The sequence below is a fragment of the Lysinibacillus irui genome, assembly GCF_028877475.1.
In the GTDB taxonomy this organism is placed as follows: domain Bacteria; phylum Bacillota; class Bacilli; order Bacillales_A; family Planococcaceae; genus Lysinibacillus; species Lysinibacillus irui.
Window position 1 is genome coordinate 154,026 of sequence record NZ_CP113527.1, and the last position, 25,272, is coordinate 179,297.

The window sequence follows — 25,272 nt, forward strand, 5'->3', positions numbered from 1 at the left end:
CAATGGAATCTTTAATACTTGTTTTAGTCGGTATATTAGTAGCTGTTGCGACGTACTTAATCCTCTCTAAGCAGTTATTGCGTGTAATTTTAGGAACAGCTGTTTTATCTCATGCTGCCCACTTACTGATTCTGACAATGGGAGGTCTTAAAAAAGGGGATGTACCGTTATTAGGGGAATCAGAGGGTCCTTATACAGATGCATTACCACAGGCATTAATTTTAACAGCCATTGTTATTAGCTTTGCTGTTACAGCTTTTGTTCTCGTTTTAGGCTATCGAGCGTACAAAACAAATGGATCAGGTAATTTTGATGAAATGAGAGGTACGCCGGATGAGTAATATGATTGTTTTACCATTAATTGTACCGGTAATTACTGCCATTTTACTGGTATTTTTAAAAGAGCATGTTATTTTACAACGCATCATTAGTTTACTGACTTTAAGCTTTATCGTTATTATTAGCATCATTTTATTACTAGAGATTCAAGAGCAAGGTGTGATGCGAATTGATTTTAGTGGTTGGGCACCACCTTTTGGTATATCGTTTGTTGCAGATTCTTTTGCAATATTATTAGTATTAGTGGCCAATCTTGTAGCTGTTATTTGTATGCTATATGCAATTTTTACAATGGAGCTTGGATATGAAAAGATGTATTTTTATCCATTTACTCTGCTTATGGTTGCAGGGGTTAATGGTTCATTTTTAACAGGGGATATTTTTAACTTATTTGTATGCTTTGAAGTAATGTTGCTCGCTTCTTATGCATTGATCAGTCTAGGTGGCGAAAAAATTCAACTACGAGAAGCATTAAAATATGTGTTAATTAATATTGTTGCTTCTTGGATTTTCTTAGTAGCTTTAGCCTTTCTATATGGTACAGTTGGTACTTTAAATATGGCCCATATTTCTGTTCGTGTCATGGAGGCAGGAGCGAATCCTCTCATTACAACAGTGGCGCTAATATTCTTAATCGTCTTTAGCTTGAAGGCTGGACTTTTATTATTCTTCTGGTTGCCTGGCTCCTATAGTGTACCACCAACTGCCATAGCGGCTTTATTTGCGGCATTATTAACAAAGGTTGGGATATATGCACTTGTGCGGACGTTTACATTGCTTTTCCCTAATAACACTGAAGTGACACACATGGCTCTTGGTATAATGGCAGGGATAACGATCGTAGCAGGTTGTATCGGTGCTCTATCAGGGCGCGATGTTAGAACGATTGCTTCATACAATGTGCTCATTGGAGTTGGATTTATAGTCACTGGTTTAGCGATTGGTACAGAGTCTGCTTTACAAGGTGTTATCTATTATTTAATGCATGATATGGTTGCTAAGGCAATGCTTTTTTTAGCAGTGGGCATGATGATTTATGTTACGGGGGAAACGGTCATAGATAAAATGAGTGGGCTTATCCGGAATTATCCCTTTTTTGGATGGATGTTCTTCATCGCCATGTGCTCATTAGCAGGTATACCCCCTTTAAGTGGCTTTTTAGGGAAAGTTTTAATCGGACAAGGAGCAATAGAAGGAGGCCATTTTGTTCTATTAGGTCTAGGATTTTTCTCTAGTTTAATTGTTTTGTATTCACTGCTGCGAATATTCCTCTCCTCCTTTTTTGGAGAAACCATTATTAGCTTGGAAGATGAAAAGCCATTACCCAAGCGAATTTTGCTACCTATAACATTACTGGCTGCTTGTACAATTGGCTTAGGAATTGGAGCAGAGAAATTGGCTCCTTTTGTAACGGATGCGGCAGAAACACTTTATACGCCTTCCATTTATATTGATGCAGTATTAGATGGGGAACTATGGCAAGGTGAGGTGAATAAATAATGGCAATGCAGTTTATATTGAATTTATTTATTGCAACACTTTGGTTACTCTTACAGGATGAAGTGACACCCCAATTTTCGACATTTTTAATGGGCTTTATCGTAGGAGTGGGTATTTTATATGCTATGCACCGTTTTTATGGCACCCAATTTTACTTGCGACGAGTATTTTCCATTATAAAGTTATTATGGCTTTTTAATTGGGAGCTATTTTTATCAAGCTATAGCGTATTAAGACAAATTACAACGCCAAAGCTTACTATTACACCTGGTATTTTCACTTATAAAACAGTATTAAAGGGTGATTGGGAAATTACAGCACTTGCATTATTGCTTACACTAACACCAGGTTCTGTCGTTATGGAAGTATCAGAAGAGGGGGATGTTTTTTATATTCATGCCATGGATATTGAACAGTCCAAAGATGCTGTCATACGCTCTATTGGGAAATTTGAACAAGCAATAATGGAGGTGACACGTTAATGATTGATAATATTTTACTTTTAGCACTGGCTTTCTTTAGTATCTCCATTGCATTATCGCTGTACCGTGTTATTCGTGGTCCATCAATGCCTGATCGAGCTATAGCTCTTGATACAATTGGCGTAAATCTATTATCAGCCATTGCCATCGTATCAATAATTTTAAAAACAAAGGCATACCTAGAAGCTATTCTTATTTTAGGTATATTAGCGTTTATTGGAACAATTGCCTTTACAAAATATATAGAAAGAGGTGTGATTGTTGAACGTAAATCAAATGATTGAGTGGGCAGCAGTCATCCTTATTCTTATAGGTTCAATTGTGAGTATGATTAGTGCATTTGGTATGATTCGCTTACCAGATGTCTATACACGATCACATGCTGCTACCAAAAGCTCCACGTTATCAGTATTAACATGCCTATTAGGTGCATTTATTTACTTTTGGGTGCATGATGGCTTTGTCAGTGTACGTTTAATTTTAGGTATTCTATTCGTCTTTGTGACAGCTCCCGTCGCAGGACATTTAATTTGTCGGGCCGCCTATCGTTCTCGCGTTCCATTAGCAGAAGGCTCTGGAGAGGATAAGCTAAAAGCTAAGCTATTTAAAGAAGAAAAATAAGCGCTGGACCTCCATATGGGGGTCTTTTTTATTAACTCGAAATTTTAATTTTTTACTTACCGAACGATGGATAATATTCGAGCTTTCGGAAAATAGTATAGTAAAGCCTTTATGAAAAATAAATAAATTGACTTATCTGAAAATTATGTATATAATATTTCACTAAATTTTTTTTAGTTTGTCTTGATTATTATTTCAAAAGAGTATATCTTAATTAGCAGATAGATTTTTTATTCTTTAACATGAATAAATATCCAATCGACTATTTTCGAGAAATGTATTCTCATACACAATAAATTATAAATAAAAGGAGAGTATAAATGATGAAGAACAAGTTATTCTTGTTAATGCTTGTACTTGTAATAGGTGTACTTGTCGCATGTGGCAGTAAAGATAATAATGCTAGCAATGCAGGATCAAATACTAATACAGAGGACAAGCAGGTATTAAAAGTTGGTACATCAGCTGACTATGCACCATTTGAATATGTGGACGCAGCGAAAGGCGAAGAAATTATTGGCTTTGATATTGATTTAATCAAGTTAGTTGGCGAAAAAATAGGCGTTGATATGCAAGTGCAAGATATGGACTTCAATAGTTTAGTACCAGCGCTACAGGCAGGAAAAATTGATGTCGTTATTTCTGGTATGACGCCGAACCCAGAACGTGAAAAAGTGGTTGATTTCTCTGATAAATACAATGAAACAGAGCAAGTAATCATTGTTAAAAAGGATAGCGGTATTAAAAAAGAGGCTGATTTGGCTGGTAAAAAAATTGGTGTACAAACAGCATCTATTCAAGAAAATTTAGGTAATGAAATCGCGAAAAAAGTAGATGTATCAGTAGAAGGACGTACACGTATTCCTGAGATTATTCAAGATATGATGTCTAAACGCTTAGACGCAGGTATTTTAGAGGGTGGCGTTGCGAAAGGTTATTTAAAAACAAATGATCAATTAGAAGCCTTCCCTGTAGAAGAACAACCAGAAGATTTCAAAGCGATCGCGGTTCCAAAAGGAAGCGATTTAAAAGATAAAATTAATAAAGCATTAAAAGAACTAGCTGATGAAGGCAAAATTCAAGAGCTAGAAGAAAAATGGTTAGAAAAAGTTGAATAATTAAAGCATGCGATAGCTCCTATTTGGGCTATCGCTTGTGCTTTTCTTTTTATCAATTCCGCCTCGGCACAACCTCGTCTAGATTTATTTATGAATTTTCTGTACGTGAGATTGTGCCTTCGGTGCAAAAAATAAAAGCTGTATTAAGTTGAAAAAGAAAGGAGGGAGCGCTGTGAATTTAGATTTTACGGCGATTGTTCCCTCTATTCCTTATATTTTAAAAGGGATAGGTGTTACACTTCAAATTGCAATCGGTGCATCCATCATCGGTTTTATTGTAGGTATACTTTTAGCATTATGTAAAATTGGAAAGGTCAATGTTTTACGTTGGTTTGCAGATTTCTATACGTCGATTTTCCGTGGTACACCACTTGTATTACAATTATTAATTATTTATTATGCAGTACCACAATTATTAGATATTCAAATTGAACCTATACCAACAGCCATTATTGCGTTTGGTCTAAACTCGGGTGCTTATATTTCGGAAATTATCCGTGCCGGTATTAATGCAGTGGATAAAGGGCAGATGGAAGCAGCACAAGCTCTTGGTATTCCATATGCAAAAATGATGAAGGATATTATTATTCCACAAGCAGTAAAAAATATTTTACCATCTTTAGTGAATGAATTTATTACATTAAATAAAGAAACAGCTGTTGTAACAGTTATTAGTGCATTAGATATTATGCGTCGCGCCTATATTGTAGGGGGTTCAACATACCGTTATCTTGAGCCATTACTTTTTGCAGGGGTCATCTATTATCTCATGACGCTTGTTTTAACGTTCCTTGGTAAACGAATTGAGAAAGGAATGAGAAAAAGTGATTAAAATTGAGGATTTACACAAATCGTATGGACAGAATGAAGTATTAAAAGGTATTTCAACTGAAATTAAGGAAAAAGAAGTAATTGCGATTATTGGACCTTCTGGATCAGGTAAATCGACCTTTCTTCGCTGCTTAAACTTGTTGGAAACTCCTACAAGTGGAAAGGTAACGATTGCAGGTGATGTCCTTACAGATAAAGGGACAAATATTATGAAAATACGGGAAGAAGTAGGGATGGTATTTCAGCATTTTCATCTTTTCCCTCATAAAACAGTGCTCGAAAATTTAACGTATGCTCCAATCAATGTTAAAGGAATGGACAAGGCTGCTGCAGTGAAAATGGCTGAGGAGTTACTAAAAAAAGTTGGTCTTTTTGAGAAGCGTCACGAATATCCAAATCGCTTATCTGGGGGACAAAAGCAACGTGTTGCTATTGCACGTGCACTAGCGATGGACCCTAAAGTCATATTATTTGATGAGCCTACATCAGCGCTTGACCCAGAAATGGTTAAAGAGGTATTGGATGTTATGAAAAGTCTTGCAGATACTGGTATGACCATGCTCATTGTGACGCATGAAATGGGCTTTGCTCGTGAGGTTGCTGATCGTATTCTCTTCCTTGATGGCGGCAAGCTTATTGAGGACGCATCACCCGAACAGTTTTTCACAGCCCCATCAACACAGCGTGCGAAGGATTTCTTAGAGAAGGTTTTATAAATAACGAAACGCATTTAGCTCTCCTACCTAATTGAGTGCTAAATGTGTTTTTTTATTAACAGGAATAGGGAAAATTTCTGTTCCTACAAATAGGAAAGGATTATAGAGACTATATTTTAAAAAACTATGCTTATAATCTAGTGAATTAGTATTGAAGATCTTCTATCACTTTCGGTAGGATAGCTTATCCCAATGCATTCTTTGTAATTTCGGTGCATATACTTACAATCACTCTGTTTTTTGCTTATAATAGAGAAGTCAGAGTTTTTTTCTGAAAAAAGTAGCCACAAAGTGAGCGATTGCGATTGAAAAAATTATTATATGGTATTTTCTTTGTCGTTTTTATAGTCATTTTTTTGTACGTAAACAATCACTGGCTCGTTGTAAGTAAGCATGTGTTCGAATCGGAAAAAGTGCCTGCTAGCTTTGATGGGCTACGCATAGTACAAGTATCAGATTTACACGATGCCCTCTTTGGCGACAACCAAAAAAAATTGATTGCTAAGGTTAAGGCTACGAATCCTGACTATATTTTTATTACGGGTGATGTTATTGATAGCAATCGCTATGATTTAGAACAAAGCCTTCAGGCAGTGAAAGGACTAGTTGCAATAACGGATGTTTATTATGTACTGGGAAATCATGAAGTAGCGACGAATAAGGTGAATGAAATTTATGAGGCGCTGTCATCGTTAGGGGTACATATAATGGCCAATGAATCGACTGTTTTAGAGCGCGACGGGGAGCGTTTGGCGATTGTTGGAATTGAGGATCCGTTAATGGGTAGACCAACAGAAGACATGCTGGACATTGCAACAGCTTATTTACCAGATGACATGTTTAAGCTGTTACTAGCGCATCGACCAGAAGTATTTCATACGTATGTAAATTATCACATAGATTTAGTCTTTTCGGGACATGCGCATGGTGGGCAAGTTCGTATTCCTGGGCTTGGTGGTCTAGTTGCACCAGGTCAGGGGCTGTTTCCAAAATATACGGCTGGTGTCTACGAAGCTGCATCCACTAAGATGGTAGTTAGCCGTGGATTAGGCAATAGCTCTGTACCCTATCGCATTTTGAATCTTCCAGAAATTATTGTGATGGATTTAAAGAAAAAATAAGCACTGCGTTCAATTTACGCAGTGCTTTCAATTTGTTTACGTTCTATACGTTTGACAAGGTATATGCTTATTTCATACAAAATAATCATCGGTATTAACACAAGGAGCTGACTAATGAAATCAGGTGGCGTGATAACAGCAGAACCTACGCCCATTGCGATGTAAGACCAACCTCTTATTTTTTTCATGGATTCAGCAGTTAGTACACCAATGGCTGATAAGAAAAGGGCGACAATCGGTAACTCAAATAATAAGCCAAGTGGTACTGTGGTCATGATTAAAAAATGCATATATTCACTCGCTGATACCATGACATCGAAATTAGTTGCTCCTATGCTCACTAAAAACGAGTAACTTAGCGGGTTTACAACAAAGTAACCGAAAGCTATTCCTAATAAAAAAAGGACTAGCATAATTGGTGCATAGAGACCTAGAAAGCGGCTTTCCTCTTCCTTTAACCCTGGTTTTATAAAACTCCACAAAAAATGAACGAGAAAAGGCATAGAAAGACCAAATGCTAAAGTAGTCGAAATAGTCATATAAAATTTAACGACCTCAAGGGGTCCTAATATAATGAGAGAATGGCCTCGAGTTACAAAGGGAAACCAAATATTGATAGTAGAGAAAACAACAATAAAAAATAAAATAAATACGGTTAACCCTTTTATAATTTGCTTACGTAGCTCAGAAAGGTGTTCAAATATGGAATTAACAGGTATAAGTGGTTCATCTGCTACATGCTCCTGCTCCTCAACTACTACCGTTGGCATTTCAACTAAAGCCTCCACTGGTGGGGGAGGCTCAGTTTCTGGTTTATCGAGAGGGCTTAAATATTTTCTTTTTCCATCTTCATATGGATCCATAGGAAACCCTCCTACGAAGCATCAGATTTTTTTTCGACCTTTTTCACTGAATCATCATCATCGTCTATAAGCCCCTTAGTGGACTTTTTGAATTCTGCAAACGTTTTACCAACTGCTCCACCGATTTCGGGCAATTTTTTTGGACCAAATACAATTAACACAATGACCAAAATAATGATTAATCCAGGTACTCCAATTGCTCCAAGACCTCCCATAAGTCTTGCCTCCTTTAAATTAAGGTATTTACACTAAAGAACCGCCAGATTGACTATATTTTATAACCCCTTCCGCACAGCGGTATGCAAGTGCTCCTAATGTGCCTGTTGGATTGTACCCACTATTATGTGCAAAGTTACCAGCACTCACTGCGAAAAGATTATCAACATCCCAGTGTTGTAGATAATTATTCACGACGCCTTGTTCTGGAGTTAAACTCATCACTGTTCCACCCGTGTTATGCGTTGTTTGGTAAGGAACGATATTGTAATCCTTAATTTCAGCATTTGGAACAATCGTTTTAGCGCCCATTTCTTTCATAATGTCAGCCGCACGTGCAGAAATATATTTATGAAGCGCACGATCCTGATCTGTAAAGTTGTATGTCAATTGTACTAACGGTAAGCCATAAGCATCCTTGTAGGTTGGATCCAGAGATAGATAATTTTCTTTATGTGGCATAGATGCTCCCTGTGCACCAATCCCGAAGGAGCGTGTATAGTAATAAATAGATTGCTTTTTAAATTCTGGTCCCCAAGTAGGTGTATCTGGTGGTGTCGGATTTGAGCCAATTGGACGGGCACCTGTCTGAGTAAGGGCAAGATTTCCTCCATGAATAAAATCTAAATCACTATGATCAAAATTATCCCCATTGTAGTCATCTAGACACACACCTAAAGAACCTGCTCCCATAAACGTATTGTATTGTTCATCAAAGAATCCAGCAGCACCAGGTAAAATTTGATAGCAATAGTTTCTACCAAGTGTACCTTTGCCAGTAGTAGGATCGTATCTTTCTCCAATGTTAGAGACCATTAATAGCTTGGCATTATTAAAGACATAACTAGTTAAGACAACAGCATTAGCGGGCTGAATGAATTCTTCTCCAGACACGGTATCGATATATCTTACACCAGTAGCCTTATTGCCTTGCTTTAAGATTTCGACAACATTCGAGTTGTAGCGTAAATCAAAATTACCTGTCTTTAAAGCGGTAGGAACAACCGTAACTTCTGCAGAAGATTTGGCACCATATTCGCAACCAAAGCGTTCGCAAAAACCACAATATTGACAAGCATTGATTGTTTCACCATCAGGATTTTTATAAACCTCTGATAAGTTGGCGGATGGCACCATATAAGGTGTTAGCTTTAAGTTTTTTGCAGCTTTTTCAAATTGCGTAAGCATAGGTGTTTTTTTCATAGGACCTGTTGGATAAGGATTTGAACGTTTACCACTAAATGTGTTTTTGTCATCCCCTGAAATACCAGCGGTTTTTTCAAACTTATCCATATAAGGTTCAAGCTGATCATATGTTAAACCCCAATCTTGAATGAGGTAATCCGGACCGAGTTTGTTTGGCCCATAACGTTTATCTGTTAGCGTTTTGATTTGAAAATCATAGGGTAAGAAACGGAAAGTCATTCCATTCCAATGGGTACTTGATCCACCAAGGCCTTCTCCAAGTAAAAAGGAGCCTAGCTGGCGCATTGGCAAAGCCTTCATATTACGATCATTACGGAAGCTTACCGTCTCTTTGGATAAATTTTGCATTAAATCATATCGTATGGCATAGCGGTATTCATCATGAACATTTAAATAATCTTCGGTACCACGCTTTTGTCCGCGCTCTAAACCGACCACCTTTAGGCCAGCTTTGGCACATTCAGCAGCAACGATACCACCTGTCCAACCTACACCAACTGTTACAACGTCTACACTCGGCAATGTTTTAGCCATATTCTAACCCCCTTAATGGTTGCCTAATGGATTAGGCTCAATTTTTTGGAACTTTGTATCTTCTATTTGTGTAATATAAGCCATTTGGTGGCCAGGGAAGCCCTTCATACGCCAGCCATCCATATTACGATTTCCTCCATACATTGGATCGGAATAGGCACCCTCTAAAGTAGCCGCGCGTAAGAGTGTAAAGAAGAATGCAGATGTAACTCCGACCATTTCTATGTCACCCTTTTGAAAGGCTGTTAAAATTTCATCCATTTGTTTTCCATCTAAATCATTAAAGCTTTTTTTATATCGCTTTTGAGCTTCATCCTCCATCGTTTGAATGCCCTGTCTAAAAATCTCTGCTCTTGTTAGGCGACTTTGATAACCTTGTGTAGGGGCACCTACGTCAAATGGCCCTTGCATATACTCTTTAGAGTTACTTCCATAATTACCTGCAAGTTGATGATCGATAAAATAGGGAACATCCAAGCCTATAGCACCTGGCCCTAAATCATCTTCTGGGAAGATGCGTTCTGTAGCATTTGATAAGATACTAAAATCTCTTTCATTTCTAAAAAACATCTTAGCCTTTGGTGAACCAGTAGCCTCATTTGTTGTTCCATGCCCACCATGCTCCAGAGTAGAAGTTCCTTTACCATGGATGTTGTAACCTACTAGCCCTCCTATTAATCCACCACCGACTAATGTACCAGCAGCAATACCTGTTGTTTTCAAAAAGTCTCGACGCGAAACATTGTTTTTGTCTGAACTCATGGAAATCCTCCCCTCAAAATGTTTTAAACTGATTCTATCTTTAATAATCAGCAAAAAATGTGGATTATAATCAATTTTTGTTGGAAAAAGTTTTAATTTCATCCAACAGCGCAATATATTCTGTCTTTCTAAAGCGAGTTTTGTCCTATAAGTTGAAAATTTGTAGAAAATGGTTAGCACTATATCAATAGTATAAATGGTATTATTATACATTTATTAATCAAAATGGAAAACTTTTGTTGACTTCTACTTTTGGTGACTTTACTCTGTAGTTATAAATAAGCGAAATAGTATAGCTAAAAGTGGAAGTAGTGTGATAAAAGGAATGTGGATAAAAGGTATTGGTGGTAAATTAGTCGTTGCGATCATAGCGCTTGTGTTTGTAACATGTGGTACGCTTGGTCTATCCACCTGGATAAATAGTACGAAGGCAATGAATGAACAAGTGGAATCCAATTTGGTATCCAGAGCAGAGGATGTTTCAAAATACATAGAAGAACACTTCCAGCTAACATTGGTAGAAGTTGAGGCAATTGCTGAGCAAGAGGCAGTTCGTAGTATGGACTTTGCAAAACAAAAACAATATTTGTCAAAGCGTCTTGCTAATAATGAAAATTATTTAGGATTTGGCATTATTAAAGCAGATGGGGTTGCCCATTATTTAGATGATACAACCGCAGAATTAGGTGATCGTGATTATGTAAAAGAAGGCTTTACAGGTAAGTCAGTTATGTCTGACATAACAATTAGCCGTGTAACGGGTGAACCAGTCATTTTAATCGTTTCACCAATTAATACTGTCACAGGCGAGCAAGCTTTATTATTAGCTCGTATTGATGGCTATTATTTATCCAATATTGTAGAGGGCATTAAAGTTGGAGACAATGGATATGCATTTATGCTCGATGCCAAAGGGACTATCATTGGTCATAATAATCATACCTATGTGAAGGAGCAGAACAATCCCATCGAAGAAGCCGAGGAAACGGGTGTCATGACAGGCAGAGCATTAGCTGCAAAAGAAATGATTGCTAATAAAAGCGGCTACTTTTCGTTTAAAACAGAAGATACAGGAACAAGCTTAATGGGCTTCCATACGCTTAATAACGGTTGGAAAATGGGAGTTATTGCTTTAGAAAACGAGATGTTTACAGGACTATCTAAGCTAAAGACGAACTTTATTGTCACAACCATTATTGTTTCGATACTGGGCCTTTTCATTTCTTTTGCTATTTCGCGTTCTGTCAGTAGACCACTCCGTCACGTGCTGCGTATAAGTGAAGGCTTATCAGAAGGTGACTTTACACAAGAGATTCCTGAGAAATATTTGAAACGAATTGATGAAATGGGGACAATGTCACGTGCATTAAATCGCATGACTGATAATATGCGAGAAATGATAGCGAAAGTGAGCCATGAAGCGACCGCAGTGAACGATGCCTCATGTGATTTAATGGGAGATGTAATTGCAGTCACAAAACATTCTGAGCAAATAGCTGGTGCAATTAGTGAAGTAGACAGAGGGGCACAGAGTCAAACCTCTATGGCAGAAGAAAGTGCCTCAGCTATGGAACAAATGGCGCTTGGCATACAAAATGTTGCGGAAGTTGCTTCAACAATTGCTTCTAATACAGAATTTATTTCCCAGAAAATTAGTGAAAGTAACGATGCAGTGCAGCAATCTATTTGTCGTATGAGTGAGATTCAGCAAGGTACGACAGCTGAGCTAACCATTATTCACAAACTAGAAAAGGAGTCAGAGGAAATTAGCTTAATTTCTAAAATGATTACCGATATTTCTGATCAAACCAATTTATTGGCACTAAATGCTTCTATTGAGGCTGCTCGTGCAGGAGATGCTGGTAAAGGTTTTGCTGTTGTTGCCGATGAAGTTCGTAAGCTATCAGAGCAAACAGCAGAATCTGCTACTAAAATTAATGTGTTAATTCAACGAGTTCAATCCTACACATTAGAAGTAGTAAAGGCTGCAGAATCTGGTGAGCATAACGTGGAACGTGGATTAGCTTCAATCGAGGCAGTAGGAAATCGCTTCGAGGAAATGATACGAGCAGTTGGAGAAATAGCAGGCCAAATTGAAGAAATGAATGCTTCAGCTGAACAAATGTCTGCAAATACTGAAGAAGTTTCAGCCTCTATGGAAGAAATGGCAGCTACAGCACATGCGGCTAGTGACTATGTGCATGAGGTAACAGCTTCCACAACGGAACAGATAAAAACAGTCACAACGATGAATAATCAAACCGAGAAGTTATCAGAAATGGCAAAACGTTTATATGGAGCCATTCAAAAATTTAAATATTAAAGAAGTAGGAGCTGTCGCTGGTGACAGCTCCACTTTTTAATAGTGGGATTCAGCGTTTTGCAATACTTCTAGTAGCTCTTCTTTAGAAATTGTACATTCTCCACCGCCTTGTACCATTTGGTCACTTCCGCCACCCTTACCATTAATAAGTGGTAGTACTTTTTCGGCAATGACTTTCATGCTTTTTGCAACATTTTTCCCTTTTGCTGCTACGAACTGCAATTTGCCTTCATTTTCTGAAGCAAGAAGGGCCGTAACATCTGGATTATCGATGACAATAATACGAGCTATTTTTTGCAATTCCTGCATTGTTCGTTGGTTAAAGGCTGCTGCAACTACATCCTCGTTCCCAGCAACAAGTGCTTTTACTTCGTACGCTAGTAATTCCTCTTTTGCGGCAGCAAGTGCTTTTTCAGTATTTTTTTGAGAGACTAGAATTTTAGAAAGTGCTGTAGCAGCTTCGACCTCTGGTACACTTAATTGACGAGCTACATCAGCTAAAACCTCTTTACGCATAGCAAGCTCGGATAAGACACGTTGCCCACAAACAAAAGAGACGCGTACATTGCCCTTCATTTTCTCGGTGCCAAGAATTTTAATGGCAGTAACTTGCCCAGTAGATACAGGATGTGTTCCACCACAGCCGTTATAGTCAAAATCAGGGATGATTACAAGCCGAATATCTCCTGTCACAGCGACTTCTTTGCGAAGATTATAGTTGGCAAGCTCATTTTCTGTAATCCAAGTCGTTTGAATTGGACGGTTTTCTAAAATGATATCATTTGCTCTTGCTTCCGCTGCTGCTAACTGTTGTTCTGTTAGTGTATCGGTAGCAATATCTATCGTGACATGCTCACTTCCTAGGTGAAAACTTACAGTCTGTGCATTGAAAAGTTCAACAAATGCAGCTGTTAAAATATGTTGACCAGCATGCTGCTGCATATGATCAAATCGTCTAGCCCAATTTAATTTGCCATGGACGACACCGTCTAAAGTCGACGGGTCACCTTGAATATAATGACGAATCTCATCGTTAATTTTCTCGACATCTAAGACCTCAATAGCATCCAATGTACCTGTGTCATGAGGTTGTCCACCACCTGTTGGATAGAATGCAGTATTAGATAGCACAACATAATGACGACCAACTTCATCAGTCCCCTTACTGACAATCGTAGCTTCAAACTCACGTAACATAACGTCTTGGTAATATAATAGCTCTTTCAAGAAAAAGCCTCCTTTATGTAGATATTTTAGTCTCTAAATTATTTCCATTTTATTGTGGCATAATTACTTACAGGTGTATACGGCTTTTCTAGTTGACCCATGCTGAAATTGATTTAATATAGAAAGGAACAGCTAAAGATAAAGGAGCTAGCATAATGGAAATTACACAATTCTCAATGGAAGAAATTTTAGACCCAACAAATATTATTGAAGGTAAGCGTTACGAATTTATTTTAGATGTAGAAATCGATGAGGATGATGAGCTATATCACGAAGCGGGTATAGAAATTCGTGTACTGATTGGTGAGAAGGGCGAGGAGCCATTTATTTTAAACTATTTCATCATGGAAAAAGCAGAGGGTGAATATTTAGATTTCGCATTAGAGGATGAAGAGCTAGAGGAAATTTTAACATTCTGTAAGGAAGAAATGGCAAAAGCATAAAAATATTGCAGGGACAGGTAGAGAGTAATATTCTTTACCTGTTTTTTTCTGGAGTTAAGGATTATGTAAGCTTGCTGAAATATATATGTTGTATTAGATGTCTAAACTTAGTTTTAGCGTTCAGGAAATCGGGCAACTTAAATAGCGAGGTGCTTATATGTCAACTTACACAGAATCCATTTTCATAGCATTTTTTATTACTATTATTTTATCATTTGTACTTTTCATTCCATGGCTAATTTATACGTATCGCAAATATGGTTACTTATCGATGTCTAAAACTATTATTATGTTGTCATTTATCTTTTACTTTTTATCCGCACTATGTTTAGTATTACTACCATTTCCATCTACAAGAGATACATGCTCACTGCAGCCTGCAGATACCATTCATTCCAATTTACGATTATTCCAATTTGTTGAAGATATTTTAAAGGACAGTGGAGTTGTCATGACAAATCCGTCTACATGGCTTGCAATCACAAAACAGCAGGCATTTTATCAAGCTTTCTTTAATTTTTTATTACTGATGCCATTTGGCGTATACTTACGATATTTTCTTAAAGAAAGAAGGTACTGGAAACGTGCATTTATCATTAGCTTTTTGCTAACATTGTTTTATGAGATCACACAAAGAACAGGTATTTATGGCATTTTTAATTGTGCCTACCGTCTCTTTGATGTTGATGATTTATTACTAAACAGTGTAGGCGCGTTACTGGGGTTCTTTTTAGCACCAATTGTATGGGCATTATTCCCTTCTCATGAAGAAGTTGAGGCTAAAGCGGCTGAAATGGAAAAAAGAGATATTGTTAAACCTATTTCTATTTTGCTGGCACTCGTTATTGATTTATCCATTGCACAAATGATTTGGCTCATAATTGGTGCTCTGACAGGATATAATGGAACTTTTGAGTTTTTAGTAAAAATAACGCTGTACATGTTACTTTTTGGTGTGATGCCAAGCATGCTAGATGGTGCAACACTCGGTATGAAGGTAATGCGTTTTACAATGGTTAATAAGAATGGAAAAAGTATTGTAAGGCAATCGTGGCGTCGCTGTGTTGCAATTATCGCTACGGCTTGTCTATTTGAGGCCATTACAACGATTGGTGGTATTCAATTAAATATCGATTCACCATTTTATGTTCTGCAAATTATCATTTCTCTCTTTGCAGCAACAGCAGGTTTTATACTAACAATGATTATAGCCATCCATGTCCTACGCGTCATTGTAAGTGGTGGAAAACGACGTTTATATATCGATCAATACGCAGATTTAATGGCAACAAGGAAAACATAAGGGGGCTTGTAGAATGAAATACGTCATCATCGGGGGAGATGCTGCAGGTATGTCTGCAGCAATGGAAATCTATCGTAATGTACCGGGGGCAGAAATTACCACTTTAGAGCGTGGCTTTATTTATTCGTATGGGCAATGTGGTTTGCCCTATGTTGTAGATGGTCGTATTTCTTCAACTAATCGTTTAATTGCAAGAGATGTCGAGACTTTCCGTGATAAGTATGGCATTGATGCAAGAGTGGGCTATGAAGTAGAAAATGTAGATGTAGAGAAGAAAATTATTACAGGTACACAAGCAAGTGGAGAAGCATTTGAAATTCCTTATGATAAGCTTCTGATTGCAACAGGGGCAAGTCCAGTTATGCCAGTGAAAAAGGGGTCTGATTTAGAGGGTATCCACACAGTAAAAACGATTCCACAATTAGAAGACTTAATGGCTGATTTAACGCCCGCTATTCAACAGGTAACTATTATCGGTGGTGGCTATATTGGGTTAGAAATGGCAGAAACACTACATGCCTGCGGTAAAAAGGTAAAACTAGTTCAACGTGGAAGCCATGTAGCACGCACTTTAGATGAAGAGCTTGCCCAACATGTTCATGAAGAAGCAAAAAAGAATGGTGTGGAGCTATTATTAAATATAAGTGTGGAAGCATTCGAAGGGAATAAACGTGTTGAACGTGTCATTACAGATAACGGCGTTTTAGAGACAGATTTAGTTATTGTCGCTTCAGGCATTAAACCAAATACACAATTTTTACAGGGTACTGGGATAGCACTAGCCAAAAATGGAGCAATTATTGTAAATCGTCATTTAGAAACCTCTATAGAAAATATTTATGCTGCAGGAGATTGTGCAACCCATTTTAATATTGTCAAAGAGCGTTTAGACTATGTACCATTAGGAACAACTGCTAATAAGCAAGGGCGTTTAGCTGGACTTAATATGTCAGGCAAATGTGCGCCATTTAGAGGAATTGTAGGAACTTCGATCTTAAAGTTTTTCAATTTAACAATTGCTACAACAGGCATTAATGAGCGCACGGCTAAAGAGCTTGGCTTCGACTACGAGGCATATAAATTATCTGCTCGACATATCGCAGGCTATTATCCAGGTGCGCAGCGCATGTATATAAAAGTTATTGTGCGCAAACGAGATCAGCTGCTATTGGGAGCGCAAATAGTAGGGCCAGCAGGAATTGATAAGCGTATCGATGTTTTTGCTACAGCATTGTATAGTAAAATGACATTACCAGATTTGCTTGATTTAGACTTAGCCTATGCACCGCCTTTCAACGGTGTATGGGATCCTTTACAGCAGGTGGCAAGAATGAATGGACGTTTATAATGGGAGGTAGAAAGATGGACATTTATGATATTAACGTAACTTTAGAGGATGGTACTATCTATAGCCTAGAACGTTATAAAGGAAAGCCTATGCTTATTGTCAATACAGCTTCTAAATGTGGCTTTACACCGCAATTTGAAGAATTAGAAGGTCTCTATGAGAAATATCAGGAGCAAGGTCTTGTAGTCCTTGGTTTCCCATCGAACCAATTTAAACAAGAGCTAGCGACAGCTGAGGAGGCGGCTTCTCAATGTCGACTGACGTATGGTGTGACGTTCCCGATGCACGAGATTGTCAAGGTGAACGGTAAAGAAGCCCATCCTATATTCGATTATCTGACTTCCCATTCCAAAGGATTTTTAGGTAGTAATGTTAAATGGAACTTTACAAAATTCCTCGTAAATCGTCATGGTGAGGTTGTTGGACGCTACGCACCGGCAGATAAGCCAGGTAGCTTTGAGGATGATATTCAAAAGGTTTTACAGCAATAGATGAACAGGGTTCATGCACAGTTTGTGTATGAATCCTTTTTTTACTTTGATTGAGGAAAAGGGGACCTTCGTGGATGTGTGGATAGAATTCTAGATAATTTACATTGGTAGTAATTTATAAAGCTAATGATTTAAGGTTGTTGTAAGCTTGTGACAAATTTCTTGTAAGTTTGGGGTCGTATACTAAAGTCAGAAAGAAGAGGTGAGCGTATATGACGCCATTATTAAAGGTACAAAACGTTGGAAAAACTTACGGCAAAGGCGCAAATACTTTTACAGCGCTATCGAATATATCATTTGAAGTAGAAAAAGGAGAGTTTGTTGGAGTAATGGGTCCTTCAGGGGCTGGGAAATCTACGCTTTTGAATGTATTAGCAACGATTGATACGCCAACAAATGGTGAAATTATTATTGGGGATACCAATTTAGCACGTATGAAGGACGCTGAATTAGCAGATTTTCGTCGTGATAACTTAGGATTTATCTTCCAAGATTATAACTTACTTGATTCTTTAACAGTACGAGAAAACATAGTTTTACCACTGGCTATTGCAAAGATGCCAACAAAGGCCATTAGCGCAAGGGTTGACCGTATTGCAGGTTTGTTTGGAATTAGTGATTTGCTTGATAAATATCCTTATCAAATATCGGGTGGACAAAAACAGCGTACAGCCTCATCGCGTGCATTAGTGACAGAGCCAAAAATAATTTTTGCTGATGAGCCTACAGGAGCACTTGATTCAAAATCTGCTACTGATTTACTTGAAAGTTTAAGTGATTTAAATCAATCTCAAGCCGCAACGATTATGATGGTTACCCATGATGCATTCGCAGCTAGCTTCTGTCAACGCATACTCTTTATTCAGGATGGGCAGCTTTCTAAGGAAATTCATCGTGGGACTCTAACAAGGAAGCAATTTTTCCAAGAGATCTTGCAGGTGCTATCTAGCATCGGGGGTGGAGTAAATGACGTTATTTAGTTTAGCGCGTAAAAACATTCAGCGCAATTTATCGAATTACTTTTTATATATTGCCTCGATGGTATTTAGTATTGTTATTTACTTTACATTTGTGACGCTGAAATATAATGATGATCTTTCAGCGTTAAAACAATCGTCACAACAGATTAAAGGATTGATGAGTGCGTCATCAGTAGTACTGCTGTTCTTTATAGTTATTTTTATGGCATATTCCAATTCATTTTTTATGAAGAAGAGGAAAAAGGAAGTTGCCCTCTACTCGTTACTAGGTGTTCGGAAGCAAAAAATTGGCTTAATGCTCTTTTTTGAGAATTTAGTTATAGGGCTTGTTTCTTTAGTACTTGGTATTGTTCTTGGATTCTTTATGTCACAAGGGTTATTAATGATTTTAGTGCGCTTAATGGGCTATGAAGTGGTAGGTAGCCTGACATTTTCGATGGAAGCACTAATTAATACGACATGCATTTTTACACTACTGTTTTTATTCACATCTTTACAAGGTTATCGTGTTATTTATCAATTTAAGTTAATTGATTTATTTCATGCTGAAAAACAGGGAGAGCAAATCCCGCGTGCATCATTAGTAGCTGCCTTACTGGGCACAGCGCTCATTGCATTTGGCTATTATACAGCTGCTTCTGATTTGTTTACAAGTAAAATTTGGCGATTCTTTACTATTTTAGGTACGCCATTAATGGTCATCGGTGTTACGATTGCCGGGACATATCTTCTATTCCATAGTGTGAGTGTCTTTGTGCTAACCGCTTTAAAAAAAGCAACATCATGGTCATGGAAAGGATTAAATTTAATCGGTGTTTCCCAACTATTGTATCGTATCCGAGCAAACGCAAAGTCGTTGTCGATTATTGCTATTTTAAGCGCAACAACCATTACAGCTGGTGGTGGGGTCTTCGGTATGTATTACAATGCAGAAGCAAGTGTACGCCAGATGCTTCCGAATACGTTTATGTGGAAGGGCGATGCAGTTGAATTACCGCAGCAAGAAGTTTTGTATAATGAATCGCTGTCAGTGAAAAATCTACGTGTGGATAATGAATTCTCATTCTTCGAATATACATTACTTAAGGAATCTGATTATAATCGTTTAGCTAAATTACAAGGTAAGAATCAAGAACTGCACGTTGCAGATGGTTCTACTGTGTTACTTGATGCAGCCTATGATGAGCGATTTTCACATGATTTTACTAACGAAGACTTTAAACTTGAAAACGGAGATTCCTTCCATGTAGATAAAATGTACACAGAAAGTGTTTTAAACTTTACATCTGCAGGCACAGTACTCGTTGTGAATGATCAGGAATTTACTGCTACAAATGCTGAAGAGGTGACGATTCAGGTTATTGGATTAGACAATGATTTAAAACAACAGACCATATCCAAAGACATTTACAAGCAGTTATCCTCTGAACAGCAAGAATCTTTCTCTAGCGTTCCACAAAGTTATGAGGACAGTATAGCGACAGTAGGTGCACTATTGTTTGTAGGAAGCTTTCTAGGCTTAGTGTTCCTAGCGGCAACAGGTAGTATTATTTATTTCAAAATTTTAACGGAAGCTGAAGAAGATCAGGCGAAATATGCCATTTTAAATAAAATCGGTGTGAATAGTAAGCAAATCTTAAAGACAGTAGCAGGTCAAGTAGCTGTAATCTTTAGTGCACCACTGATTGTCGGTATTGTGCATAGTTCGTTTGCATTACTTGCATTTTCACAATTATTTGGTATGAACATTACAAAGCCAGTAATACTGTGGATGATTGCATACTCAGCTATTTACTTTATTTATTATATTTTTACCGTACGTTCGTTCTATAAAATTGTAAGACAGGGGAATTAATATGAAAAAAGTATTTCTCGGAATAGGTGCTTTGTTTATCTTATTCGTAGCAGGGTTAGTCGTATTAATGACTGTAGACTTTAACCGTTTAAATAAAGACACGTACTATGTGCATATCACAGCTGATGGCGAGGTAGAGGAGTATAAGGCAGATAGCGGTCAAATCTATCAAACATATTGGTACGAGCTACCTGCATTCAATAAAAACGGAGAAGAAAAAACATTCAAATTTTCAGCTCAAAAAAACTTACGTCAGGATGCGTATTTAAAGCTTTATGTAAAAAAAGAAACGGAAGTTACTTCATATGATGAGGTGAAATTCCATGAGTTACCTGCTAAGGTGCAGGACCAAATGAAGTAGAAAAAAGGGGTGTCTCAAAGATTTTTTGAGACACCCCTTTAGCGTTAAAATTTCTCGTTTTGACTTATGCGATTTTCACTTTGTAGATAAATGTTAACACTGGTTCCTTTTCCTTCTTCAGACGTAATGGTAACAGTGCCTCCATGGGCCTCAATAATATCCCTAGCAATGGCTGTGCCTAAGCCGGTACCCGTTGTTTTTTCTGTATTTGTACCTCGGTAATAGCGTTCAAAAATATGTTCTAAATCCTCTGCAGGGATTCCCTTGCCGTTATCAGAAATTGTAATAGAATTCCCATCAACCAACACTTGGACAGCTACATCTGGAGTATTGTGAAGGAGAGCGTTGTGTAAAAAGTTCATGATCGCTCTACGCATAAAATGCTCGTCGATTTGATGGTAACTGTTCTCAGAAGCCGCATTAAACTCGATATTGGCAAGCTCAAATTGTGTTGTATTTAAAGTATCAATAACAATCTCACGAATAAATGGCACCATATTAACTTTTCTTAATGAAAGTGGTAGCTGTTGATGTCTTAAGCGCATCGTCAAGTTCAAATCATCGAGTAGATCTTGCATATGCAATGATTGTTTTTCAATAATTTTGGCGTATTCTGTTTGCTCACTATAAGCTAATTGATCATCGTTCAATAGCTCTGCATAACCACGAATAGAAGCAAGCGGTGTTTTCATATCGTGTGAGACATTACTAATCCATTCCTCCCGCATAATCTCTAATCGTTTTCTTTCCTGTTCATGGGCTGCCAATTCTCGTGATACTTCATTTAAATTTTCAAAAACTGGTTTATATACACCACCAGGAGTTGTAGCAGTCTGATGTTCATGGTTTTTTAAATGGCGAATGCGTTCTATCATTGCATATAGAGGCTTCGTTAACGTACGACCAAAAAGCCAGCCAACTAATGTAGCTACTAACAAGTCGGCAATAACAATGAAAAGTCCGAATTTACCAATAAACTGTAAAAATGATGTGCCGGAAACATGCATGACTAACCGCGAAACATCACTCCTAATACCAATGAGATAACTAACCTCATCCTTGACGCCAATAAAAACAGTCGTATCAGCTTCAAATTCTTTATATTTATAAACTTGGATTAAGTCAATAGGTGCATAGTGTGAAGGTGCCTTTTCTGGTGTAAAGTGTGCATCAATAACTTGACCATTTACATCAAGCAATTGAATCCAAGCATTCCGCTGATGCAACTGTTCAAGCCCTTCTTTATTGATTGTCGCTGACCCATTCTTTATCTCAATATATTGTTGGAAATCCCGTACAAAGTCTTCCTCTTTAGTTGCAGATGGACCATCATAATCATTTGACAATCGATAAGTAAGGAGTCCTACGAAAATGGCTGTATTGACGAAAATAACAATAATGACAATAGATAGTACGGAAAGGAGAAAGCGCGCTGTTAATTTCCACTTCATCCTTGCGCCTCTTTTGGTATGACAAATTTATAGCCAAGTCCCTTTACTGTTGTGATGTAAAGAGGTTTAGAGGCATCCTGCTCAATTTTCTCACGTAGACGTCGTATATGCACCATGACCGTATTATCAGAGCCGAAAAAATCCTCTCCCCAAACACGTTCAAACAATGTTTCCTTACTTAAAATTCGATTAGGATTATGCATAAAGCAGGCCATTAAACCAATTTCCTTAGCTGTTAACTCCAATAAAACCCCATCCTTATGCACTTCCGTTTCATCAGCGTTTAGCTGGAATGGTCCAACCTTTAGTGCTTTTTCGGCAATGCTCGGAGTGGTATCCAGTAGTTGATAGCCGGCTCTACGTAATTGTGCCTTTACACGATAAGCAACTTCCTTTGGACTAAAAGGCTTCGTAATATAATCGTCGCCACCAATGGCTAGTCCTAAAATTTTATCTATTTCCTCATTTTTAGCAGACATGAATAGCACAGGCACATGGGACACCTCTCGGATTCGTCGACATAAATCGTAGCCCTCACCATCTGGTAGCATGACATCTAGCAGGACTATATCTGGATTTGTTTGTTGGAAACTTGTCCAAGCCTCGTGAATGGAGCCAGCTGTATAAATTTGTTTATAGCCCTCTTTTTCTAGACTACGTTTTAGAAGATTAGCTAAATCAGCCTCATCGTCCACGACTAATATGGTTGGTTCTTGCACTTATTCACACGACCTTTCAATTTAAAAGAATCTTTTCTGACAATCATTATAAATGAAATGTACAAGAAAGAGGAAATGAAGCATTGTTTTTGTAAAATTTGACCTAGCTGGCATTCCCTTATAATGAGTTGAGAGGGAGGAATGAAACCTTTACACATTCTAAAGCGTAAAAAGAGTATTACTATTTAGGGGGAATGACAATGTTTAAAAAAATAGCAGCGGATGCACTTGGACTTTCAGATATTGGGGTAGTTGTACCAAAAGAGGATTATGATAAAACGGATGCGGATGATTTTATCCTACATGAAATTGATGAGAAAATTTATTTTCTAATTAAAACGAAGGCAGATGAGTATTGCTTTACAAATCGTGCCATTATTCATGTAGATGGCGAAAGCGCTATGAGTAAGAAGCGATTACTACGACGCTATGACTATTCTATGTATTCCATTACAGATGTTTTTCTCGAAACAGCAGGAACAATAGACCTTGATGTCGAAATTAAGTTTACAATCGGCAATTCTCCACTTTCCATCGACATCCACAAACGCTTTATTGATGACATTAAAGATTTGTATAAAGCACTACATGCCATTAGCTACGAGCAGAAGCACAATGCCTATAAATTAGAGGTAGCAGAAAAAAGCCTTAACATTGCATCATCATCACTTGGTCGAATTGGCAATGACAATATATCTCCAGCGTCGTCATTCAAAGAAATTACAAGCTTTGCGAACAAATGGATGATTGAACATAAAGATAAATATAAAAAAGAAGACTTCTCACATATTTTTGATTTATATATGAATAATTAAATCTTTAGCACTCGGCGTAATGCACGTTGTCGCTTTGCTTTCTCATACATCCTGACAACTGTCAAAGATAAGTATTCATAACACGAACTTTTGGTAGGCTTCTTGTCGAAAAGATTAAATAGCTCTCTGCAAATGTGGAGAGCATTTTTAACATAAAGTTATACATAAAAATCAAACTAGGAGCGTGACGAAAAATGACAAACGAATTGCATGTGCTTGAAAAAGAAGGATTAAAAAATGATGACTTTATACAGCAACCGCAAGCCGCTGAGACATTGTTCGTAAATGAGTTCATCGATGGAATTTTAGATCCCTCACAGAAAATGTTGGGGCCAGTTAAAGATGGTGGGACAATCATTGCCAATACAACACCTGGATGCTGGGGACCCATGCTTACGCCTACTATTCGTGGAGGACATGAAGTAACAAAGCCTGTTTTTGTAGAAGGGGCTGAGGTGGGTGACGCTATTGTCATAAAAATACAATCAATTCAGGTTACATCGTTAGCAACCTCATCTGGACATGATGAAGCCATTACTGATCGATTTATTGGCGATCCGTTTGTTTCCGTCAAATGCCCTGGCTGTGGCAAGCTACATCCAAATACAGTCGTAAAAGGAATAGGGCCACAAGCCATTCGCTGCTCGACATGTGATACCGAAACAGCACCATTTAAAATAACAAACGGCTATACAATGGCACTAGATCATAGAGGTCAAATGGGTGTGACTGTTGGACGAGAGGGTGCTCGCCGAATTGCTCTTGACGCTAAAAACTACATGAGAACACCTGAAAATTCTATACAAAATCCTGTTGTTGCATTAGCACCAAGCGACTTAGTCGGTGTAATGGCCAGAATGCGACCATTTTTAGGTCAGCTTGGAACAACTCCTTCTAAAGCGATGCCAGATTCTCATAATGCGGGTGATTTTGGTTCGTTCTTGATTGGCGCCCCACATGAATATGCCTTTACACAAGATGAATTGGATGTACATCGTACGGATGGACATATGGATATTAGTCGAGTTCGTGAAGGAGCTACCCTAATTTGTCCTGTGAAGGTTCCTGGGGGTGGTGTCTATATTGGTGATATGCATGCCATGCAGGGAGACGGCGAGATTGCAGGACATACAACAGATGTAGCAGGTATCGTACAGCTCCAAGTTAGTGTCTTGAAAAAGGTAGCATTGGAGGGCCCAATCTTACTACCGAACGTGGAAGATCTACCTTATACAGCAAAGCCCTTTACAAAGGAAGAAAAACGGCGTGCTCGCGAATTAGCAGAGGAGTTCGGGGTGAAACAAGTTGAAGAATCATTTCCTGTATCTGTGGTAGGTTCTGGTAAAACATTAAACGAAGCTACTGATAATGCCATCTATAGAGCTGCAAAACTATTTGAGATGAGCGAGCCAGAAGTATTAAATAGAGCAACGATAACAGGTTCCATAGAGATTGGACGTCATCCAGGAGTTGTCACAGCAACCTTCCAAGTTCCTAAAACAATATTAAAGAAGGTACGAATTTTTAAAACTGTTAAAAAACAATATGATTAATAGTGTTCTTTTTTCGAAAGCAAACTTTTATAGGTTTGCTTTTTTGTATGGTTAATAAAGTATATAAGTAAGCATTTGTCTGAAAAATGAAGTT

General features: G+C 37.9%; 26 protein-coding genes. 19 read left to right on the top strand and 7 right to left on the bottom strand.

Annotated features, from left to right (window positions below):
- Window positions 1-2 precede the first annotated feature (2 nt).
- The 9 genes from OU989_RS00795 to OU989_RS00835 all read left to right on the top strand — a co-directional run bounded on the left by OU989_RS00795 (window position 3) and on the right by OU989_RS00835 (window position 6,728).
- A complete protein-coding gene (locus OU989_RS00795; RefSeq protein WP_274795223.1) occupies window positions 3-341 on the top strand; it encodes a Na(+)/H(+) antiporter subunit C in 339 nt (112 codons plus the stop codon).
- Window positions 334-1,839, top strand: a complete 1,506-nt coding sequence (locus tag OU989_RS00800; protein WP_274795224.1) for a Na+/H+ antiporter subunit D — start codon at window positions 334-336, stop codon at window positions 1,837-1,839. Before OU989_RS00795 ends, OU989_RS00800 begins: the two co-directional genes overlap by 8 nt.
- Window positions 1,839-2,321 (top strand): Na+/H+ antiporter subunit E, encoded by a 483-nt coding sequence (locus OU989_RS00805; protein WP_274795225.1) that lies wholly within the window; start codon window positions 1,839-1,841, stop codon window positions 2,319-2,321. Before OU989_RS00800 ends, OU989_RS00805 begins: the two co-directional genes overlap by 1 nt.
- A complete protein-coding gene (locus OU989_RS00810) occupies window positions 2,321-2,605 on the top strand; it encodes a Na(+)/H(+) antiporter subunit F1 (RefSeq protein ID WP_274795226.1) in 285 nt (94 codons plus the stop codon). The genes OU989_RS00805 and OU989_RS00810 overlap by 1 nt, the downstream gene beginning before the upstream one ends.
- The gene (locus tag OU989_RS00815) at window positions 2,583-2,942 is read left to right on the top strand and encodes a Na+/H+ antiporter subunit G (RefSeq protein ID WP_274795227.1); all 360 of its coding nucleotides are present in this window, start codon (window positions 2,583-2,585) and stop codon (window positions 2,940-2,942) included. The genes OU989_RS00810 and OU989_RS00815 overlap by 23 nt, the downstream gene beginning before the upstream one ends.
- Before the next feature lie 323 nt (window positions 2,943-3,265).
- Entirely contained in the window at window positions 3,266-4,060 is a 795-nt protein-coding gene (locus OU989_RS00820) for a transporter substrate-binding domain-containing protein (protein WP_274797252.1), read from the top strand.
- A 172-nt stretch (window positions 4,061-4,232) separates the two neighbouring features.
- Window positions 4,233-4,892: an amino acid ABC transporter permease gene (locus tag OU989_RS00825; protein ID WP_036125759.1), complete on the top strand. Its 660-nt coding sequence runs from the start codon at window positions 4,233-4,235 to the stop codon at window positions 4,890-4,892.
- Window positions 4,885-5,607, top strand: a complete 723-nt coding sequence (locus tag OU989_RS00830; RefSeq protein ID WP_274795228.1) for an amino acid ABC transporter ATP-binding protein — start codon at window positions 4,885-4,887, stop codon at window positions 5,605-5,607. Before OU989_RS00825 ends, OU989_RS00830 begins: the two co-directional genes overlap by 8 nt.
- 305 nt (window positions 5,608-5,912) lie before the next feature.
- Window positions 5,913-6,728: a metallophosphoesterase gene (locus OU989_RS00835; protein ID WP_274795229.1), complete on the top strand. Its 816-nt coding sequence runs from the start codon at window positions 5,913-5,915 to the stop codon at window positions 6,726-6,728.
- Window positions 6,729-6,742: 14 nt separating this feature from the next.
- Here the strand turns inward: OU989_RS00835 and tatC are convergent, their stop codons facing one another.
- The 4 genes from tatC to OU989_RS00855 are packed head-to-tail and all read right to left on the bottom strand — an operon-like array spanning window position 6,743 to window position 10,309.
- Window positions 6,743-7,591 (bottom strand): twin-arginine translocase subunit TatC, encoded by an 849-nt coding sequence (tatC, locus tag OU989_RS00840; protein WP_274795230.1) that lies wholly within the window; start codon window positions 7,589-7,591, stop codon window positions 6,743-6,745.
- 11 nt (window positions 7,592-7,602) lie between these two features.
- Window positions 7,603-7,806, bottom strand: coding sequence for a twin-arginine translocase TatA/TatE family subunit (gene tatA / locus OU989_RS00845; RefSeq protein WP_036122204.1), 204 nt, complete (start codon window positions 7,804-7,806; stop codon window positions 7,603-7,605).
- Between the two features lie 28 nt (window positions 7,807-7,834).
- On the bottom strand, window positions 7,835-9,547 hold the full coding sequence (locus OU989_RS00850) for a GMC family oxidoreductase (protein ID WP_274795231.1): 1,713 nt from the start codon (window positions 9,545-9,547) through the stop codon (window positions 7,835-7,837).
- Between the two features lie 12 nt (window positions 9,548-9,559).
- Complete coding sequence (locus OU989_RS00855; protein ID WP_274795232.1) at window positions 9,560-10,309, bottom strand: gluconate 2-dehydrogenase subunit 3 family protein; 750 nt, start codon at window positions 10,307-10,309, stop codon at window positions 9,560-9,562.
- Window positions 10,310-10,622: 313 nt separating this feature from the next.
- Between OU989_RS00855 and OU989_RS00860 the strand changes: the two genes are divergently transcribed.
- The gene (locus tag OU989_RS00860; protein WP_274795233.1) at window positions 10,623-12,632 is read left to right on the top strand and encodes a methyl-accepting chemotaxis protein; all 2,010 of its coding nucleotides are present in this window, start codon (window positions 10,623-10,625) and stop codon (window positions 12,630-12,632) included.
- A 36-nt stretch (window positions 12,633-12,668) separates the two neighbouring features.
- Here the strand turns inward: OU989_RS00860 and OU989_RS00865 are convergent, their stop codons facing one another.
- Window positions 12,669-13,859 (bottom strand): alanyl-tRNA editing protein, encoded by a 1,191-nt coding sequence (locus OU989_RS00865; protein WP_274795235.1) that lies wholly within the window; start codon window positions 13,857-13,859, stop codon window positions 12,669-12,671.
- 155 nt (window positions 13,860-14,014) lie between these two features.
- Here OU989_RS00865 and OU989_RS00870 point away from each other — a divergent pair, with 155 nt between their 5' ends.
- The 7 genes from OU989_RS00870 to OU989_RS00900 all read left to right on the top strand — a co-directional run bounded on the left by OU989_RS00870 (window position 14,015) and on the right by OU989_RS00900 (window position 20,640).
- Complete coding sequence (locus OU989_RS00870) at window positions 14,015-14,302, top strand: DUF6509 family protein (protein WP_274795236.1); 288 nt, start codon at window positions 14,015-14,017, stop codon at window positions 14,300-14,302.
- 157 nt (window positions 14,303-14,459) lie between these two features.
- Window positions 14,460-15,605, top strand: a complete 1,146-nt coding sequence (locus tag OU989_RS00875) for a VanZ family protein (RefSeq protein ID WP_274795238.1) — start codon at window positions 14,460-14,462, stop codon at window positions 15,603-15,605.
- A gap of 13 nt (window positions 15,606-15,618) precedes the next feature.
- Window positions 15,619-16,953 (top strand): FAD-dependent oxidoreductase, encoded by a 1,335-nt coding sequence (locus tag OU989_RS00880; protein WP_274795239.1) that lies wholly within the window; start codon window positions 15,619-15,621, stop codon window positions 16,951-16,953.
- 14 nt (window positions 16,954-16,967) lie between these two features.
- The gene (locus OU989_RS00885; protein WP_274795240.1) at window positions 16,968-17,444 is read left to right on the top strand and encodes a glutathione peroxidase; all 477 of its coding nucleotides are present in this window, start codon (window positions 16,968-16,970) and stop codon (window positions 17,442-17,444) included.
- 212 nt (window positions 17,445-17,656) lie between these two features.
- Entirely contained in the window at window positions 17,657-18,424 is a 768-nt protein-coding gene (locus OU989_RS00890) for an ABC transporter ATP-binding protein (RefSeq protein WP_274795241.1), read from the top strand.
- Complete coding sequence (locus OU989_RS00895; protein ID WP_274795242.1) at window positions 18,411-20,279, top strand: ABC transporter permease; 1,869 nt, start codon at window positions 18,411-18,413, stop codon at window positions 20,277-20,279. Before OU989_RS00890 ends, OU989_RS00895 begins: the two co-directional genes overlap by 14 nt.
- 1 nt (window position 20,280) lies before the next feature.
- Window positions 20,281-20,640, top strand: a complete 360-nt coding sequence (locus OU989_RS00900) for a YxeA family protein (protein ID WP_274795243.1) — start codon at window positions 20,281-20,283, stop codon at window positions 20,638-20,640.
- 44 nt (window positions 20,641-20,684) lie between these two features.
- Here OU989_RS00900 and OU989_RS00905 read toward each other — a convergent pair whose 3' ends face one another.
- The gene (locus OU989_RS00905; RefSeq protein WP_274795244.1) at window positions 20,685-22,091 is read right to left on the bottom strand and encodes a sensor histidine kinase; all 1,407 of its coding nucleotides are present in this window, start codon (window positions 22,089-22,091) and stop codon (window positions 20,685-20,687) included.
- Window positions 22,088-22,810: a response regulator transcription factor gene (locus tag OU989_RS00910; RefSeq protein ID WP_274795245.1), complete on the bottom strand. Its 723-nt coding sequence runs from the start codon at window positions 22,808-22,810 to the stop codon at window positions 22,088-22,090. Before OU989_RS00910 ends, OU989_RS00905 begins: the two co-directional genes overlap by 4 nt.
- A gap of 200 nt (window positions 22,811-23,010) precedes the next feature.
- On the opposite strand from OU989_RS00910, the gene OU989_RS00915 reads away from it, so the two are divergent.
- Both OU989_RS00915 and OU989_RS00920 read left to right on the top strand, forming a co-directional pair.
- Window positions 23,011-23,625, top strand: coding sequence for a PH domain-containing protein (locus tag OU989_RS00915; RefSeq protein ID WP_274795246.1), 615 nt, complete (start codon window positions 23,011-23,013; stop codon window positions 23,623-23,625).
- 194 nt (window positions 23,626-23,819) lie between these two features.
- Window positions 23,820-25,178 (top strand): acetamidase/formamidase family protein, encoded by a 1,359-nt coding sequence (locus tag OU989_RS00920; protein ID WP_274795247.1) that lies wholly within the window; start codon window positions 23,820-23,822, stop codon window positions 25,176-25,178.
- Window positions 25,179-25,272 lie beyond the last annotated feature (94 nt).

Coding starts and splice junctions, on each gene's coding strand:
- OU989_RS00795 (WP_274795223.1), top strand. CDS start 3: ATGGAATCTTTAATACTTGTTTTAGTCGGTATATTAGTAGCTGTTGCG.
- OU989_RS00800 (WP_274795224.1), top strand. CDS start 334: ATGAGTAATATGATTGTTTTACCATTAATTGTACCGGTAATTACTGCC.
- OU989_RS00805 (WP_274795225.1), top strand. CDS start 1,839: ATGGCAATGCAGTTTATATTGAATTTATTTATTGCAACACTTTGGTTA.
- OU989_RS00810 (WP_274795226.1), top strand. CDS start 2,321: ATGATTGATAATATTTTACTTTTAGCACTGGCTTTCTTTAGTATCTCC.
- OU989_RS00820 (WP_274797252.1), top strand. CDS start 3,266: ATGAAGAACAAGTTATTCTTGTTAATGCTTGTACTTGTAATAGGTGTA.
- tatC (WP_274795230.1), bottom strand. CDS start 7,591: ATGGATCCATATGAAGATGGAAAAAGAAAATATTTAAGCCCTCTCGAT.
- tatA (WP_036122204.1), bottom strand. CDS start 7,806: ATGGGAGGTCTTGGAGCAATTGGAGTACCTGGATTAATCATTATTTTG.
- OU989_RS00850 (WP_274795231.1), bottom strand. CDS start 9,547: ATGGCTAAAACATTGCCGAGTGTAGACGTTGTAACAGTTGGTGTAGGT.
- OU989_RS00855 (WP_274795232.1), bottom strand. CDS start 10,309: ATGAGTTCAGACAAAAACAATGTTTCGCGTCGAGACTTTTTGAAAACA.
- OU989_RS00870 (WP_274795236.1), top strand. CDS start 14,015: ATGGAAATTACACAATTCTCAATGGAAGAAATTTTAGACCCAACAAAT.
- OU989_RS00875 (WP_274795238.1), top strand. CDS start 14,460: ATGTCAACTTACACAGAATCCATTTTCATAGCATTTTTTATTACTATT.
- OU989_RS00880 (WP_274795239.1), top strand. CDS start 15,619: ATGAAATACGTCATCATCGGGGGAGATGCTGCAGGTATGTCTGCAGCA.
- OU989_RS00885 (WP_274795240.1), top strand. CDS start 16,968: ATGGACATTTATGATATTAACGTAACTTTAGAGGATGGTACTATCTAT.
- OU989_RS00890 (WP_274795241.1), top strand. CDS start 17,657: ATGACGCCATTATTAAAGGTACAAAACGTTGGAAAAACTTACGGCAAA.
- OU989_RS00895 (WP_274795242.1), top strand. CDS start 18,411: ATGACGTTATTTAGTTTAGCGCGTAAAAACATTCAGCGCAATTTATCG.
- OU989_RS00900 (WP_274795243.1), top strand. CDS start 20,281: ATGAAAAAAGTATTTCTCGGAATAGGTGCTTTGTTTATCTTATTCGTA.
- OU989_RS00905 (WP_274795244.1), bottom strand. CDS start 22,091: ATGAAGTGGAAATTAACAGCGCGCTTTCTCCTTTCCGTACTATCTATT.
- OU989_RS00915 (WP_274795246.1), top strand. CDS start 23,011: ATGTTTAAAAAAATAGCAGCGGATGCACTTGGACTTTCAGATATTGGG.
- OU989_RS00920 (WP_274795247.1), top strand. CDS start 23,820: ATGACAAACGAATTGCATGTGCTTGAAAAAGAAGGATTAAAAAATGAT.